Below are 15,265 nucleotides of genomic sequence, written 5' to 3'. Positions count from 1 at the left end.
CCGCCACAGCCCGGCGCTTTTCCGCCTCCGCCGGCCCATGCACCGCCCGTGCCTGCACCGCCCGTGCCTGCTCCGGCGCCCGGATACGCCCCGGCGCCCCAACAGTTCCCGCAGCCGCAACAGCCCGCGGGCCCGGAATTCCTCGCCGTCGACAAGCACAGCGCGGTCGTCGTCGACATCGAAGGCGTCTCCTTCGACCGCCAGGGCCAGACCGCCGACTTCCCCTGGCCGCAGATCGCCCAGGTCCACTACACGGCCCAGGGCACCTGGCTCCTGGTCGGCATCACCCTCACCAACGGCTACTTCTTCGAGTGCCGGGTGAACGCGAAACGCCAGGACCAGCTGCACCAGTGGTTCGCGCAGCTGGCCCCGGTCCTCGGCCACTACAGGCCGCAGTAACTTCTCAGCCGGTGACTACTCACCGGGTGACTGCTCACCCGGTGACCACTCACCCGGTGCAGTACTGCTGCTCCTTCCCGATGGACCGATACATGCAGTCCGCGTTCTCGAGCAGCTGCAGCACGGCGTCCCGGTTCCGGCTGGTCTCCCGGTCGATCACCTCGTCGGGCGGATAGAAGCCGCCGCCACCGGACGACGGATACATCTCGAAGGTGTAGGAGAAGATCTTCTGGTTGCCCCACAGCCAGTCGTCGATCGTGCCGTCCGTGATGTACAGATCGCTCGACTGCTCGGGGGTGTAGCGGTTGCTCGCGGCCATCTTCTTGCCGACGGCGGCGTGCGCGTCACGGTCGTCCTGGGTCAGGCCCGGGCCGGTGTCGTTGTACGTGTACCCGTAGGGCCACAGCACCAGTTCGCTGTACGTGTGGAAGTCGATGCCGGCCTTGATCTGCTGCTTGCCGCCCACGACGCGGCTGCGTACGAAGTCGGACACGACCTTCACCTCGGGCGCGGACTCGGCCGCCTTGCCGCGGTAGGTCTCGGACCCGGTGGACCCCGAAGAGCCGCCGCAGCAGCCCCACTTGTAGTTCCAGTTCCGGTTCAGGTCCGTACCCACATTGCTGGAACCGGTGTTGGGCTGCCGGTTCTTGCGCCAGCTGCGGTAGGAGCCGGAGGCGATGTCGTACTCGCCGCCGTCGGGGTTGAGGTCCGGGACGATCCAGATCTCCCGGGAGTCGACCATCTTCTTGACCCGCGCGTCGGTGGCGTAGTCGGCCCCGAGGGTCTTGAGCAGGTACAGGGCCATCTCGACGGTCAGGTGCTCACGTGCGTGCTGATGATGGGTGAAGAGAACCTCGGGCTCGGCCTCATCGGTCCCGACGTTGTCGCTGATCTTGATCGCGATGAGATCGCGTCCCTGATAGCTCTTGCCGATGACCCGCTTGCTCATCAGGTTGGGATAGGCCGCGATGCGCTGGTCGATCTCCGCGTTCATCTCGGCGTAGTTGTGGTACCTGGAGTCGGCCGGCGGGAAGTCCTTGATCCCTATGTCCTGTCCGCCGGTACGCGCCGGGGGAGCGCCCAGTTCGATCAGGTCGTAGCCCGCCGCCTTCAGCTTGCGGACCACGGAGGGCCCCGCCGAGACGAAGACGGTCTCGCTGTCGAAGCTGTCGATGGACGCGCCGAGGCGGGCGATCGCCGTGCGCTTGGCGGCGTTCGAGACGAGCGGGATCTCGTACTGCTTGACCTCGTTGTCCGAGGCGGAAGCGGCCCGGGGGGCCGGAGTCGCGTCCCCGGGCGAGGCATTGGCGCTGATGGGTGCGGCGATGGCCATGGCGAGCAGGGCCGCGAGGGCTGCCGATCTCTTGCCGCGTATGCGAAGTCGCATGAAGTCTCCTGAGGAGGGTGGGGGTGGCTCAGTGCGACGCGTGCGGTGTGCACCATGCGAGGTGCGCTGTTCGGTGTGCGTTGTTCGATGTGCGCTATCGGTGTGCGTTATTCGGTGAGCGCTGTACGACTGTGCGGGCTCATGGTGGGCCTGTGGCATGGCCCCGTCAATACGCGAATCTCAGCCATCCCCTTGTGCGCCGGGGCGACTTCCCTTCAAGGTGACCGTGATCGCGATCACTCGGGGACGAGCGGGGAGGCAGCCGACATGGCAGAAACCACCGAAGGCGGCACCGGCAAGGACGTGGGGGAGACCATCTCCCAGCCGCGTAAATCCAGTTGGAAATACATCGGCCCGGGCATCGTCGTCGCGGCGACGGGCGTGGGCGCCGGCGACCTGGTCGCCACGCTCATCGCGGGCAGCAACTTCGGCTACACACTGCTCTGGGCGGCGGTGATCGGCTGCGTCGTCAAGATCTCCCTCGCGGAGGCGGCAGGCCGCTGGCACCTCTCCACCGGCCGCACGCTCTTCGACGGCTGGCGCAGCCTGGGCATCTGGACCAGCTGGTTCTTCGTCGCGTACGTAGTCATCTGGGGTTTTGTCTACGGCGCGGCGGCGATGTCGTCGAGCGGCCTGCCCCTCCAAGCCCTCTTCCCCGGCCTCGACATCGACCTCAAGTGGTGGGCCATCCTCACCGGTCTGGTCGGCCTGGTCTTCGTCTGGTTCAACAAGTACGAGGTCTTCGAAAAGGTCATGACGGTCCTGGTGGGCGTCATGTTCGTGGTGACGGTCTACCTGGCGATCCGCGTCACCCCGAACCTGGGCGACGCCTTCGCCGGCCTCCTCCCGGTCCTGCCGGACGAGAAGGACTCGATCCTCAACACGCTCGGCCTGATCGGCGGCGTCGGCGGCACGATCACGCTGGCCGCGTACGGCTACTGGGTCAACGCCAAGGGCTGGACCAACACCGGCTGGATGAAGGTGATGCGTCTCGACAACCGCGTCGCGTACATCACGACGGGCATCTTCGTGGTGGCGATGCTCTTCGTCGGCGCGGAGCTCCTGCACTCCTCCAACGTGGCGATCGCGAGCGGCGACAAGGGCCTGATCCAGCTGAGCGACATCCTGGAGCAGAAGTACGGGGCCGCGACGGCCAAGTTCTTCCTGATCGGCTTCTTCGCGACGTCCTTCACCTCGCTCATCGGCGTGTGGCACGGCGTGAGCCTGATGTTCGCGGACTTCGTGGAGCGCGTACGCAAGTCCAAGGCCGGAGCGGATTCTCTCGCCCTCACGGGCGAGGCGGTGGCGTCGGGCCGCCGCGAGCGCTCGGTCCCGTTCCGCGCCTACCTCCTCTGGCTGACCTTCCCCCCGATCATCCTGCTCTTCCAGGGCCAGCCGTTCCGCTTGATCATCCTGTACGGAGTGCTGGGCGCGGCCTTCCTCCCGTTCCTGGCCGGCACCCTGATCTGGCTCCTCAACTCGTCGCGCACACCGCGGGAATGGCGCAACGGCTGGCTGAGCAACGGGATGCTGGCGGTTGCCGGGGCCCTGTTCCTGGTGCTGGCGATCAAGCAGATCTGGGATGCGGACTGGGGCTCGTTCTTCTAGCGGAGCCGGAGGTGAATCCTTTCCGGACCTCCGCGCCTCTTATGCGTGTACCGGCCGAACGGGCCGGTGGAACCGGGAGGAAACACCGATGTTGGTCGCTGGTCTCGTGGTGGTCGGAGTCCTGCTCGTGGGCGCGTGCAGTTGGCACCTGATGCGGCGCTACAGGAACCGAACCACGAGTGGCGCATGAGCCCACGCCCGCCCTGGCCGGACGAGCGGCTGATCAAGGCTGCTCAGGACGGCGACGTCACCTCGCTCACCACCGTCGTCATGGAATCGCAGCCCCATGTGCGCAAGTTCGCCCTGTCGCTGTGCTCCTCACCGCAGGACGCGGAGGACGCGGCACAGGAAGCGCTGATCATCCTCTACCGGAAGATCGGCACCTTGCGGGCCACCGGAGCGCTCGCCTCATGGATGTTCCGGATCGTGCGCAACGAATGCCTCCGGCAGGTACGCCAGCTCGTCTCGCGGAGCGACGACGCGCTGGATGCCGGGCCGGAGGCGTCCGCGGAACCGTCCGCCGAGGACGCGGTGCTGCACAGGCTGGAGGGGGAGCGGATCGCGGCCGCGGTCTGCGCCCTTCCGCCCGACCAACGACAGGTGCTGATCCTGCGGGATGTCCAGGGCCTGCCGGGCAGGACCGTGGCCCGTTCGCTCGGCCTGAGCAACGCCGCGATGAAGTCGCGACTGCACAGGGCGCGCGCGGTGCTGCGCCACTCGCTGACCGCCCCCGACCGACCAGCCGGAGAAGACCCATGCCCGTGAACACGCTGAAGCCCGCGGCGCCCGAGCGGAACTTCGCCAGCAAGTCCGTCCCGCACCACCTGGCGCGCGGAGCCCTGGGCTTCGCCCTGATCATCGGCTCGATCGCCCTGCTCCCCACCTTCGGCCCGGCCACCCTGCTGGCGGCCCCACTGTCCCTGATCGCCTTCCGCGGCTGCCCCACCTGCTGGATGGTCGGCCTGGCCCAGACGGTTTCCCGGGGCCGCTTGGAGCGCCGGTGCAGGGACGGAGTCTGCACGCTCGCTCCTTCTCGACAGTGACGTCCGGCACCAGTCAGCCCGTCCGGCGTTTGAGGACAGAGGCCGAAGGCCGATCCGGGGTCTAGGGGCGAAGCCCCAGTCGTCGAAGACTTTCGGGAAGGGGCGGGGTGGGGAAGAAAGGGACCCGCAGCGCCACCGGGGGAGCGGCAACGCCACGGGCCCAGCCACAACAACCCGCCAAGGCCTACGGCAACCCGTGGACGTGCGGCCCAACAACGTTGGACCACGCATTACCCGCAGCCGCATCCCAGTTGGTCGACCACGTCATCGCACCCCGGACCCCGGGATACGTACGAGCGGGCTTGAAGGAGCCACAACTCGTCCCCTTGGCAAGGCAGTCCAGAGCAGCGGTCACCACCGAAGGCGCGACATACCCCGACCCGGCCCCCCGCGTGGACGCGGGAAGCCCCAGCCCCACCTGCGAAGGAGAAAGCCCGCCCTCCAGCTGAATGCAGGCCAGCGCGGTCAGGAAGTCCACCGACCCCTGCGAGTAGACCTTGCCGTCACACCCGAGCATCGAACCGCTGTTGTAGTACTGCATGTTGACGACGGTCAGAATGTCCTTCACGTTCAGCGCCGTCTTGAAGTACTCGTTAGAGGTCGACTGCATGTCGATGGTCTGCGGCGCCATCGTGAGCACCATCCCCGAACCGGCCTTGGCGGCAAGCGACTTCAGCGCCTGCGACATATAGGTCGAGTTCAGCCCGTTCTCCAGGTCGATGTCGACCCCGTCGAACCCGTACTCCTGCATCAGCGCGTACACGGAGTTGGCGAAATTCGTGGCCGACGCCGAGTCGTTGACCGACACAGACCCCTTCTCCCCGCCGACCGAGATGATCACGGACTTCCCGGCCGCCTGCTTGGCCTTCACATCGGCCTTGAACTGCGCGACGGTGTACCCGCCGAGCCCGGCCGAGTCCAGGTTGAAGGTGACGGCTCCGGGCGTCCCGGTCGCGTCGGCGAAGGCGACGGCGATGATGTCGTACGCACCCTGCACGTCCGACAGCTTCTGAACGGTCGCCCCGTTGTTGAAGTTCTGCCAGTACCCGGTGACGGCGTGCTTGGGCACAGTGCCCCCGCCACCCCCGCCCGAGGTCGCGGTCCGCCCGGTGACGGTGGACGACTTCCCCGACTCGCCCGCCGAGTTCGTGGCCGTCACCTGGAACGCGTACGACGTGTCCGCCGCGAGCCCCGACACCACTGCCGAGGCCCCGCTCACCGCGAGCACCTTGGACCCGTCCCGGTAGACGTTGTAGCCCGTGGCCCCCGACACCGCGTTCCACGCCAGCGTGACCGACGACGAGGACGTACCGGAGACCGCGAGCCCGCCCGGCGCGGCCGGCACCACCGGGTCGGGGTCACCGCCGCCGCCCCCGTCGGGCCCGAACACCGAGACGTCATCGGCGAAGTAGGGCTGCTGCCCGTACCAGCCATGGGTGTAGACGGTGACGGACGTCGTGCCGGCCCCGGTGGTGAAGGAGGTCTTGAGCTCCTTCCAGGAGGCCGAGTCGGGCGTCCAGGCGGAGACATCGGTCGTGCCGGTCCCGCTCGCGCCCAGGTAGGCGTACCCACCCTGCACCCAGGCGCTCAGCGTGTACGTCGAGTTGGGCTTGACCGCGACGGTCTGCGAGCACTTCGCGTTGTCCTGCCCGGCCGGCGTCGCCTTGAGCGCCGCCGCCCCGCCGTGCGCGGGCGAGCCCACGGTGGCCCCGCTCCCGCCGGAACAGGTCCAGTTGGCGAGCCCCGACTCGAACCCGGCGTTCTTGGCGACGTTGACATCGGCGGCCTGCGCCGACCCCGAGAGTCCGGTGAAGCTGAGGGCCGCGCCGGTGAGCACGGCGGCAAGAGCCCCGGCCCACCTTCTTCTTGGCCTGCGTCCGGGCGTGCCTGAGCGTTCCACTGCTGCCTCCGGGGGTGTGAGGGGGAGGGGGGAGAGGAACGGTGGCCACCGGTCTGGTCCTATGCCGGAGCAATCTGGTCCAGACCAATGAGGTTGTCAAGACCTCTGGAATTCCGAACAGTCCCCAACTCCGTTATGTGAAGGGGATGTTCAAAACTCAGACGCATACGTTCACACTCCGTGGATCAAGAACCCACCAGGAGTTATGCAGATCCAGTGTTGAGGCGGCCATGACGTGGATATGGTGCTGATGCAGGAGGACCTGCGGGGCGTCTCAGCGCCGCCCTGAGGTGGGCGTGGAGCGCGCCCAGCGAAGTGAACGGGGAACACATCGTGCCGACCGCGATAGCAGTCACCAGCCCCGACCTCGTGCTGCCGCCCCCCGACCGCCAGACCCCCGCCGCCGCGGTCCTGAACCCCCCGGGCAAACAGCACTCCCTCGAAGCCTCCCTCGCCGAGACCCACGCCCTGCTCGAACAGCACGGATACGTAGTCGTGTTGTGTCCCGCCTCGCTCCCCGACGCGGTCGCCCACCGCCTGCACACGGTGCGCTCCATCCTCGAGTCCGACCGCATCGCCCTGCTCCGCCTGGACCTGCCCCCGCTCGGCCTCGCGATGCTGGCCCTGCAGCTGCGCCAGCTCTCCATCTGCGACTTCAGCCCCGGCGTCCTCGCCTCGGCGGCCCGCCTGCTCTCGCACTACATCTACGCGGGCGCCCTGCTGAACTCCGTCACCAAGCTGGACCGCGTCCCCGTCAGCCTCAAGTCGCACGCCAAGTCATGGGTCCCGGGCTCCCAGTTCGCGGTCCTTGCCACCCCGCAGGCCCAAGTGGTGAAGGTCGGCAGCGGCGGTCAGGTCGCACAGCTCGAAGGTCCCGGATTCAGTACGCAACTGCTGATCGCCAAAGGCCAGTTGGCGTCCGACTGGGTCACGTCCACGCTCGCGCCGTCCTGGCAGGTGCAGGGCATCGGCGAGGCCCAGCTGCCGGCGGAGTCGGCCCGCTGGTGGGCCACCGGCAAATTGATCGAATTCGCGGCGGCCATCCCCGATATCTCGGTCCTCTATCAGCTGGTGTCCTCCGTGAAGCGCGAGGACTGCCACTGGTGCGGCCTCGAACTCATAGGGGACCGCTGCGGTTTCTGCTCTTCCCCGCTCCTCCCGCGCGAGCAACGGGAGAAGCATGTGAGCCGCCCCCGCACCGCAGGCGCTCTCACGGCAGGAACTTCTGGAACCTCTGGAACTCAAGGAACCCACGGAACTTCTGCAACTTACGGAACTTACGGAACCTCCGACCGCCCGATGAAAGCCATAGGCCCATGAATTCACGCCAGCGCCGCGGTGTCATACTCCTGCTCCTCTCGGTCCTGTGTGCCTTCGGCGCCTTCGCCGGGGTGCTCTCGGTGATCCGCGACGTGAACTCCAAGGTCGGACCAGAGGTTTCGGCGTATCGGCTGAAGGGCGACATCGCCCCGTACAAGGAACTGGACGCGAGCCAGTTCGAGAAGATCAAAATGCCCGAGCGCTGGCTGTCGGACAATGCCGTGACGGACCTGGGCGCAATCCGCGGAAAGATCGCGGTCACCCAACTCCGCAAGGGCTCTCTCCTTCAGTCCGACATGATCGTGAATCGCCCCGAACTCGGCGACGGCGAACAGGAGATCGCCATCATGATCGACGCGGCGACGGGCGTGGCGGGCAAAATCACCCCGGGCTCCACGGTGAACATCTTCGCGACCTTCAAGGCCGAGAAAGAGGGCCAGAAGAACCAGTCGAAGGTGATCGTCCAGAACGCCAAGGTCCTGGACGTCGGCAAGCTCACCCCCCTGGAGCCGGCCGCCGACGACCGCACCGGCCGCCGCCGCGAGGCCGTCCCGATCACCTTCGCCCTGAACACCCTCGACGCCCAACGCGTCGCCTACGCCGAGTCCTTCGCCGCACACGTCCGGCTCGCCCTGATCGCCCAGGGCGGCGAAACCCCGGTGTCGCCCGACGACCGGAGCTACACCCTCGACGAAGACAAGTAGGGGAGGGACCGTGACCATCCGCATCCTCCCGGCAGCGGGCGACGTCGACGCCGCCCGCTCCCTGACCACGCTCCTCAGCCAGCTGCCCGACGCGGACCCCGCACTCCCCGTCACCGACTCCACGGCCCTGCTCGACACGCTCGCCCGCCTCGCCGGCGAGTCCATCGACGAGCTGCCGGAAGTCGTCCTGGTCCACGAGCGCATCGGCCCGGTCCCGGCGTTGGAGCTGATCCGCGAGGTCGCCCTCCGCTTCCCGGCGACCGGCGTCATCCTCATCACCACGGACGCCAGCCCGGTCCTCTACTCCGCCGCCATGGACGCGGGCGCCCGCGGCCTGATCGCACTCCCGCTCGGCTACGAGGAGTTGGCAGCCCGCGTCCAGACGGCGGCGTCCTGGGCAGTGGGCGTACGCCGCCACCTCACGTCCGGCGCGGACGTGTTCACCGGCCCCGGCGGCTCGGTCATCACGGTCAGCGGCTCCAAGGGCGGCGTGGGCACGACCCTGACAGCAGTCCAACTGGCCCTGGCGGCAAAGGCCTCCGGCCGCAGCGTGGCATTGCTGGACCTGGACCTGCAATCCGGCGACGTGGCGTCCTACTTGGACGTCCAATTCCGTCGCTCGATCGTCGACTTGGCGGGAATCAGCGACATCAGCCCACGCGTCCTGCAGGACGCGGTCTTCTCCCACCCCACCGGAATCGGCCTGCTCCTCGCCCCCGCGGAGGGGGAGCGGGGCGAGGAGGTCTCGGACACGGTGGCCCGCCAGGCGGTGAGCGCGTTGCGCAACCGCTACGAGGTCGTGGTGGTCGACTGCGGCACCTCGATGAACGGCGCGAACGCCGCAGCCATCGAAATGGCCGACCAGGCGCTGCTGTTGGTCACCCCCGACGTGGTCTCGGTCCGGGCGGCCAAACGCATGGTCCGCATGTGGGACCGCCTCCAGATCCGCAAGGCGGAGGAGACGATCACGGTCGTCAACCGCCACACCCGCAACACGGAGATCCAGCCCGCGCTGGTCGAGCGCATCACGGGCACCCGGATGGCCCGTACCGCCATCCCCTCCCACTTCAAGGAACTCCAATCAGCGGTCGACGCGGGCCGCATGCAGGACTTGGACAGCCGGAGCACGGTCAAACAAGCACTCTGGGGACTCGCAGGGGAGCTGGGACTGGTGAAGCCACCGGACAACAACAAGACAGGCAAGAAGCCCGCCAAGGGCACGGCCCTGGCCCGCCTCCAGAGCGACCGGGGCTCGACGATCGTGGAATTCGCCGGGATGGCGCCACTGATCTTCCTGGTGATCGCGATCATCTGGCAGGCGGTGTTGTACGGCTATACGTATTCCCTGGCGGGGAACGCGGCGGACGAGGCTGCGCGGGCGCGCGCGGTCCATGGCGTCGCCGAGTGCCAGACCGCAGGCCTGGAACGCCTTCCCGGGCCCTGGCAGGACAGCTTCCGGGTCGACTGCGGCGGCGGGGGCGGCTCGGTCCACCAGGTGAAGGTCTCGGTCGAGGTACCGGTGTTCTTCCCCGGCTTCAACGCAGGTTGGTCGGTCGACGGCTCGGCGGGCGCGGCGAAGGAGGGCGAATGATGATCCCCTCCCCGCCCCTTCCCGTAAGGCTGCCGCCGGCAAATTCAGCCCGTCCGGCGTTTGAGGACAGAGGCCGAAGGCCGATCTGGGGGCTAGGGGCGAAGCCCCAGGCTGTCCGCAGGACTTTCGGGAAGGGGCGGGGTGGGGTGAATGTCCGTAGCGACCGTGGTGCCGCCATCCTCGAATTCACGGGCTTCCTACCCCTACTCCTCTTCATAGCCCTCGCAGTGATCCAACTGGGCCTGGTCGGCTACACCTACGAGCAGGCCGGATCAGCCGCCCGCGCGGCAGCGAGAAGCGCCTCGCAAGGCCACAGCGGGGACGCAAGCGGGAAGGCCGCAATCAGTAGCTGGCTGGCGAGCGACGCCCTGATCACCGGGGATCTCTGCTTCGGGGACATGGACACGGTCACCCAGAAAGCCACCCTGCAGATCCCCACCCTCGTCCCCTTCGTGGACATGCGGTGGGAAGCCGACCGCACAGTCACCATGCCCTGCGACTGAGGAGCAAAAGAGAACCATGAGCCTCAGGTCCCGCATAGCCCCTCCGGAGGAGACCGCCGGCCACGAAGACGACCACATGGTCGCCACGTACCGCACAAAGCTCCTCGAGGAAATCGACCTCGCCGAGATGTCCAGCCTCGCCGCGGCCGAGCGGAGGGCCAGGCTGGAGCGCGTCCTCGGACACATCATCAGCCGCGAGGGCCCCGTCCTCAGCACCTCCCAGCGAGCCCAGCTCATCCGCAGGGTGGTCGACGAGGCCCTCGGCCTGGGCGTCCTGGAACCCCTCCTCGAAGACGCGAGCATCACCGAAATCATGGTGAACGGCCCCGACGCGATCTTCGTCGAGCGAGCCGGCAGGGTGGAGCAGCACCCCGTCCGCTTCGCCTCGAACGACCAGCTCATGCAGACGATCGAGCGCATCGTCTCCACGGTGAACAGAAGGGTCGACGAGTCGAACCCGATGGTCGACGCCCGCCTCCCCAGCGGCGAACGCGTCAACGTGATCATCCCCCCGCTGAGCCTCACCGGCCCCGTCCTCACGATCCGCCGCTTCCCCCGCGCGTACAAACTCAACGAGTTGATCAACCTCGGATCGCTCGACGAGCAGATGCTGATGCTCCTGAGCAGCTTCGTCAGGGCCCGCTTCAACGTGATCGTGAGCGGCGGAACGGGCACGGGCAAGACCACCCTCCTCAACGCCCTCTCCGCCCTGATCCCCGATCAGGAACGCATCATCACGATCGAGGACAGCGCCGAACTCCGCCTCCAGCAGGCGCACGTCATCAGCCTCGAATCCCGTCCCCCCAACGTCGAGGGCAAGGGCCAGATCACCATCCGCGACCTGGTCCGCAACTCGCTGCGCATGCGCCCCGACCGCATCATCGTCGGCGAGGTCCGCGGCGGCGAGACGCTCGACATGCTCCAGGCGATGTCCACCGGCCACGACGGCTCCCTCGCCACCGTCCACGCGAACAACGCCGAGGACGCCCTCATGAGGCTCCAGACACTCGGCTCGATGTCCACCGTGGAAATCCCCTTCGAGGCCCTCAAGGACCAGATCAACTCGGCGGTGGACGTGGTCGTCCAGCTCTCCCGCTTCGCGGACGGCTCCCGCAAGATCACCGAGGTCGCACTCCTCGTCTCGCACGGCCGCGAACGGTTCAAGATCCTTACGGTGTCCCGGTTCCGCGCCGAACCCATCGGCTCGGACCGCGTCGTGCACGGCTGGTACGAGCATCTGCCCCTGCCGCGCACCGTCGCCGAGCGCCTCTACCTCGCCAGCGAGCCGGTGCCCCCGGCGTTCGGCGTGGAGGACGGCCTCAGCGGCACGTTCGAGCTGAACACAAGAGAGGCCGCCGGCTCATGAACAACCCCGCCCTCCTCGCCCTCGGCGGCACGCTCCTGTGCGGCGCCCTCGCCACCGCGGGTCTGCACACGTACGTATCCGGAAAAGCCCAACGCCAGGCGCTGGTGGACCGCCTGTCCGCCACGGAGCACATCCCCCTCGGCCGGCAACGCCGCTTCACCGGAGTCGACCGCCGCCTCAGGGGGACGACCCTCGGCCGCAAGCTCCAGCTGAAGCTGTCGGCGACGGGCCTGGACCTGACCCCCGGCGAATTCTTCGTCTACATGCTGGTGACGGTCGCCGCCCTCTGGCTCATCGCGGCCTCGCTCCTGGCCCCGTTCTTCGGACCGATCGCCGGGATCATCGGAGCCTGGTCGGCGAACACGTTCCTGAACTGGCAGCGTCAGAAACGCATCGAGGCCTTCATTAACCAACTCCCGGATGTGGCCAGGCTGTTGGCGAACGGTACGTCGGCGGGCCTGGCCCTGCGCACCTCCCTCGCGATGGCCGCGGCCGAGCTCGACGCCCCCGCGGGCGAGGAGCTGACCGTGGTGTCCAACCAGCTGGCGGTGGGCCGCTCCATCGACGAGACCCTGGGCGAACTCGCCGAACGCCTCCCGTCCCGCGAACTGGTCGTCCTGGTCACCACCCTCGTCCTGTCCAACAAGGCCGGCGGCACGATCGTCGGCAGCCTCCGCAATCTCACCGAGACGCTGGAGGAGCGCAAGGAGACCCGGCGCGAGGTCCGCACGATGCTCTCCGAGGTCAACGCGACCGCCTTCACGATCCCCTGCCTCGGCATCGGCGCCATGCTCATGCTGAACAGCATGAACGAGGGCGCCCTCGCCAAGGTCACCGGTTCTCCCGTCGGCCAGATCCTGATCCTGGTCTCACTCGGCCTGTACGCGGCCGGATTCATCGTCATCCGCCGCCTGGGCAAGATCGAGGTCTGAGGACTCATGCTGGGACTACTACTCGCCCTCCTCCTCGGGCTCTCCGTCGCCGGAGTCGCCCAGGGCGTCCGCATGTACCGGGCCGACGCCAAGCTCCCCAGCGACCTGGCGCTCGCCCTGGAGGTCGGCTCGTCCCGCGTCTCCGTCGCGGACTCGGCGATCGACCGCCTCGGCATGCGCTTCGCGCCGTCCGTGCTGCGCGCGATGGGCCCCAAGCGCGTCGACGCGAAGCGCCGCAAGATCGACATGGCGGGCAACCCCAACGGCCTCACCATCGACCGTTACGCGGCCCGCCGCGCGGTCTACGGCATCTTCGGCGCGATCTGCGGCCTGTCCCTCTTCATCAACGGCGCCGCGCTCTTCGGCTTCTTCGCCCTGCTCTTCGGCATCGTCGCGGCCGACGCCCTGATCTGGCAGGCGATCCGCGAACGCAAGGAACAGATCGAGCGTACGCTCCCCGACTTCCTCGACGTCCTCGCGGTCGTGGTCTCCGCCGGCCTCGGCTTCCGCCAGGCCCTGGACCGTGTGGCCGAACGCTACGAGGGCCCCTGGTCCGACGAACTCCGCATCACACTGCGCCAGATGGACATGGGAGTCTCCCGCCGCCAGGCCTTCGAGGAACTCCGCCGCCGGAACGCGAGCGAACAGGTCTCCCAGTTCGTCACCGCCCTGCAGCAGGGCGAGGAGCTCGGCGCCCCCATCGCCGACACGCTCATCCAGATAGCCAACGACATGCGCCGCACGGACGCCCAGAACGCCCGCCGCAAGGCGGCCAAGACGATCCCCAAGACCACGATGGTCACCCTGATCTTCATGGTCCCGGCGACGCTGATCCTGATCGTGTGCGGGATGTTCCTGGGCTCGGACACGAACTTCGGCGAGATCCTTGGGGGCCGGTGATGACTTCTTCCCTCCCCGCCCCTTCCCGTAAGTCTGCCGACGGCATGAATCAGCCCGTCCGGCGTTTGAGGACATTGGTGACGGATGGATTCCCACCCACCCCCGCCATACCCACCCACCCCCGCCCCGGGAAGCCGGCGGCAGCCTTTCGGGAAGGGGCGGGGTGGGGAAAATGAATGACGGCGCACTCAGCAACTTCCGCCCAGCCAGAGCCCCAAGGGCAACCCCGCCGATGCAACCGGCGATCACCTACGGCCACACCCCAGAGCCCGTAAACACCTCAGCCCTCGCCGACGACGCGCCCGCACCGAGCCTCCCGATCCAGCTCAACGCACTCCAAGCCCTGTGCCGGCAGGTATTCGGCTTCCGCCTGGCCATGATCGTCATAGGCAGCCCCTTCGCCCTGGCAAGGGCAGACGGCAAGCTGGGCCAAACCCTCGTGGGCGCCGCAGTCGTCTTCAGCCTCATGGGCAGCTACGCCATGCTCAGAGACTGGGAGGTCCTGGGACCCCTGGTCCTGAAACACCGCTGGCTCATGGCCATTGACCTCATCTTCGGCGCGGTACTGCTCCTCACCGCCAGCCCGGACTCCACCCTCGGCTACGCCACGGTCTGCACCCCCCTCCTCGCAGGCCTCCTCTACGGCTGGCGAGGCGCAGGCCTCTACACCGCAGCCCAGATCCTCCTCCTGGCGGCCGCCTACACGGCCTGGCACGAACGCCTCGGCGACCCCGGAGCCATGACCAGCCCCGCCAGCACCATCCTCATCTCCGGCTTCTGCGTCGCCGCAGGCATCATCGGCGTCACCCTGCGCAACCTGATGTTCCGTTTCGGCACCGCCACCCAGGCCCTCTCCGAGGCCACATCCCGCCTGGCCGTCACCGACGCCGTCGAGAGCGAACGGGCCCGTCTGGCAAGGGAGATGCACGACTCGGTCGCCAAGACCCTGCACGGCGTGGCCATGGCCGCAGACGCCCTCTCCGCGAGCGCGGACCGCATGGACCCGCTCACGGTCAAGCACCAGGCGGGCCTGGTCGCCCGCAGCGCCCGCAAGGCCGCCGCCGAGTCCCGCGAACTCCTCTCCGACCTCCGCCGCAAGACCGACTACGCCGACCCCACCACCGGCGCCCCGGCCCCCGGCGTGGACATCGCCGCCGAACTCACCGCCCGCTGCGCCGACTTCGGCCGCCGCACCGGCATCCAGGTCGATACGCACCCCATCGGCACCCCCACCCCCACCGTGCCCCATGCGGTCGCCCGCCAGCTCCTCACGGTCGCCTCCGAGGCCATGGAGAACGCCCACCGCCACGCCGCCGCCACCCAGGTCACCGTCGAACTCGGCGTGGTCGGCGACCTGTTGAAGCTCACGGTCCTGGACAACGGCTCCGGCCTACCCCCCGGAACCAACCTCGAAGAACTCCGCAAGTCCGGCCATTTCGGCCTCGTCGGCATGGTCGAGCGGTCCGCCTCCGTGGGCGCCCGCATCCGCATCGGCCGAGGCCACAGCAGCCGGGGCACCGAGGTCCGCCTCGACCTCCCGCTGGCCGCACTCACCCCGTCTCCGTCCCCGTCCCTGGCCCCATCCCCAACCCCCATCCCCATGACTCCCTGA

Annotated in this window: 14 protein-coding genes; 12 read left to right on the top strand and 2 right to left on the bottom strand. The window is 68.2% G+C overall.

The window, feature by feature from the left end; translation table 11 throughout:
• Window positions 1–48 precede the first annotated feature (48 nt).
• Window positions 49–399 carry a hypothetical protein gene (locus OG430_RS19195; RefSeq protein WP_327353767.1) on the top strand — a complete coding sequence of 117 codons (351 nt, stop codon included), beginning with the start codon at window positions 49–51 and terminating at the stop codon, window positions 397–399.
• A gap of 49 nt (window positions 400–448) precedes the next feature.
• On the opposite strand, the gene OG430_RS19190 is transcribed toward OG430_RS19195, so the two are convergent.
• The gene (locus OG430_RS19190) at window positions 449–1,786 is read right to left on the bottom strand and encodes a M14 family metallopeptidase (protein ID WP_327353766.1); all 1,338 of its coding nucleotides are present in this window, start codon (window positions 1,784–1,786) and stop codon (window positions 449–451) included.
• Window positions 1,787–2,053: 267 nt separating this feature from the next.
• Between OG430_RS19190 and OG430_RS19185 the strand changes: the two genes are divergently transcribed.
• The 3 genes from OG430_RS19185 to OG430_RS19175 all read left to right on the top strand — a co-directional run bounded on the left by OG430_RS19185 (window position 2,054) and on the right by OG430_RS19175 (window position 4,437).
• Complete coding sequence (locus OG430_RS19185; RefSeq protein ID WP_327353765.1) at window positions 2,054–3,394, top strand: Nramp family divalent metal transporter; 1,341 nt, start codon at window positions 2,054–2,056, stop codon at window positions 3,392–3,394.
• A 186-nt stretch (window positions 3,395–3,580) separates the two neighbouring features.
• Window positions 3,581–4,159, top strand: coding sequence for an RNA polymerase sigma factor (locus OG430_RS19180; protein WP_327353764.1), 579 nt, complete (start codon window positions 3,581–3,583; stop codon window positions 4,157–4,159).
• Window positions 4,150–4,437 carry a hypothetical protein gene (locus OG430_RS19175; protein WP_327353763.1) on the top strand — a complete coding sequence of 96 codons (288 nt, stop codon included), beginning with the start codon at window positions 4,150–4,152 and terminating at the stop codon, window positions 4,435–4,437. Before OG430_RS19180 ends, OG430_RS19175 begins: the two co-directional genes overlap by 10 nt.
• Before the next feature lie 184 nt (window positions 4,438–4,621).
• On the opposite strand, the gene OG430_RS19170 is transcribed toward OG430_RS19175, so the two are convergent.
• Complete coding sequence (locus tag OG430_RS19170) at window positions 4,622–6,337, bottom strand: chitinase (RefSeq protein ID WP_327353762.1); 1,716 nt, start codon at window positions 6,335–6,337, stop codon at window positions 4,622–4,624.
• Between the two features lie 333 nt (window positions 6,338–6,670).
• On the opposite strand from OG430_RS19170, the gene OG430_RS19165 reads away from it, so the two are divergent.
• From OG430_RS19165 to OG430_RS19130, 8 genes are all read left to right on the top strand, one after another.
• Window positions 6,671–7,657 carry a hypothetical protein gene (locus OG430_RS19165; protein ID WP_327353761.1) on the top strand — a complete coding sequence of 329 codons (987 nt, stop codon included), beginning with the start codon at window positions 6,671–6,673 and terminating at the stop codon, window positions 7,655–7,657.
• The gene (gene cpaB / locus OG430_RS19160) at window positions 7,654–8,361 is read left to right on the top strand and encodes a Flp pilus assembly protein CpaB (protein WP_327353760.1); all 708 of its coding nucleotides are present in this window, start codon (window positions 7,654–7,656) and stop codon (window positions 8,359–8,361) included. The genes OG430_RS19165 and cpaB overlap by 4 nt, the downstream gene beginning before the upstream one ends.
• 10 nt (window positions 8,362–8,371) lie before the next feature.
• Window positions 8,372–9,952 carry an AAA family ATPase gene (locus tag OG430_RS19155; protein ID WP_327353759.1) on the top strand — a complete coding sequence of 527 codons (1,581 nt, stop codon included), beginning with the start codon at window positions 8,372–8,374 and terminating at the stop codon, window positions 9,950–9,952.
• 146 nt (window positions 9,953–10,098) lie between these two features.
• Window positions 10,099–10,455 carry a TadE family protein gene (locus tag OG430_RS19150; protein WP_327353758.1) on the top strand — a complete coding sequence of 119 codons (357 nt, stop codon included), beginning with the start codon at window positions 10,099–10,101 and terminating at the stop codon, window positions 10,453–10,455.
• 16 nt (window positions 10,456–10,471) lie between these two features.
• On the top strand, window positions 10,472–11,821 hold the full coding sequence (locus tag OG430_RS19145; RefSeq protein WP_327353757.1) for a CpaF family protein: 1,350 nt from the start codon (window positions 10,472–10,474) through the stop codon (window positions 11,819–11,821).
• Window positions 11,818–12,753, top strand: a complete 936-nt coding sequence (locus tag OG430_RS19140; RefSeq protein WP_327353756.1) for a type II secretion system F family protein — start codon at window positions 11,818–11,820, stop codon at window positions 12,751–12,753. Before OG430_RS19145 ends, OG430_RS19140 begins: the two co-directional genes overlap by 4 nt.
• Window positions 12,754–12,759: 6 nt before the next feature.
• Window positions 12,760–13,653 carry a DUF5936 domain-containing protein gene (locus OG430_RS19135; protein ID WP_327353755.1) on the top strand — a complete coding sequence of 298 codons (894 nt, stop codon included), beginning with the start codon at window positions 12,760–12,762 and terminating at the stop codon, window positions 13,651–13,653.
• Between the two features lie 232 nt (window positions 13,654–13,885).
• Complete coding sequence (locus tag OG430_RS19130) at window positions 13,886–15,265, top strand: sensor histidine kinase (RefSeq protein WP_327353754.1); 1,380 nt, start codon at window positions 13,886–13,888, stop codon at window positions 15,263–15,265.

Origin of the sequence: Streptomyces sp. NBC_01304 (genome assembly GCF_035975855.1) — a bacterium.
Classification (GTDB): domain Bacteria; phylum Actinomycetota; class Actinomycetes; order Streptomycetales; family Streptomycetaceae; genus Streptomyces.
Note: the sequence above shows the minus strand (reverse complement) of the source record. Positions and strands in the feature narration are given on the sequence as shown.

Bases quoted from the DNA above. Each gene is read 5' to 3' on its own strand.
- OG430_RS19145 (WP_327353757.1), top strand. From the start codon at position 10,472: ATGAGCCTCAGGTCCCGCATAGCCCCTCCGGAGGAGACCGCCGGCCAC.
- OG430_RS19140 (WP_327353756.1), top strand. From the start codon at position 11,818: ATGAACAACCCCGCCCTCCTCGCCCTCGGCGGCACGCTCCTGTGCGGC.
- cpaB (WP_327353760.1), top strand. From the start codon at position 7,654: ATGAATTCACGCCAGCGCCGCGGTGTCATACTCCTGCTCCTCTCGGTC.
- OG430_RS19175 (WP_327353763.1), top strand. From the start codon at position 4,150: ATGCCCGTGAACACGCTGAAGCCCGCGGCGCCCGAGCGGAACTTCGCC.
- OG430_RS19130 (WP_327353754.1), top strand. From the start codon at position 13,886: ATGCAACCGGCGATCACCTACGGCCACACCCCAGAGCCCGTAAACACC.
- OG430_RS19135 (WP_327353755.1), top strand. From the start codon at position 12,760: ATGCTGGGACTACTACTCGCCCTCCTCCTCGGGCTCTCCGTCGCCGGA.
- OG430_RS19180 (WP_327353764.1), top strand. From the start codon at position 3,581: ATGAGCCCACGCCCGCCCTGGCCGGACGAGCGGCTGATCAAGGCTGCT.
- OG430_RS19190 (WP_327353766.1), bottom strand. From the start codon at position 1,786: ATGCGACTTCGCATACGCGGCAAGAGATCGGCAGCCCTCGCGGCCCTG.
- OG430_RS19185 (WP_327353765.1), top strand. From the start codon at position 2,054: ATGGCAGAAACCACCGAAGGCGGCACCGGCAAGGACGTGGGGGAGACC.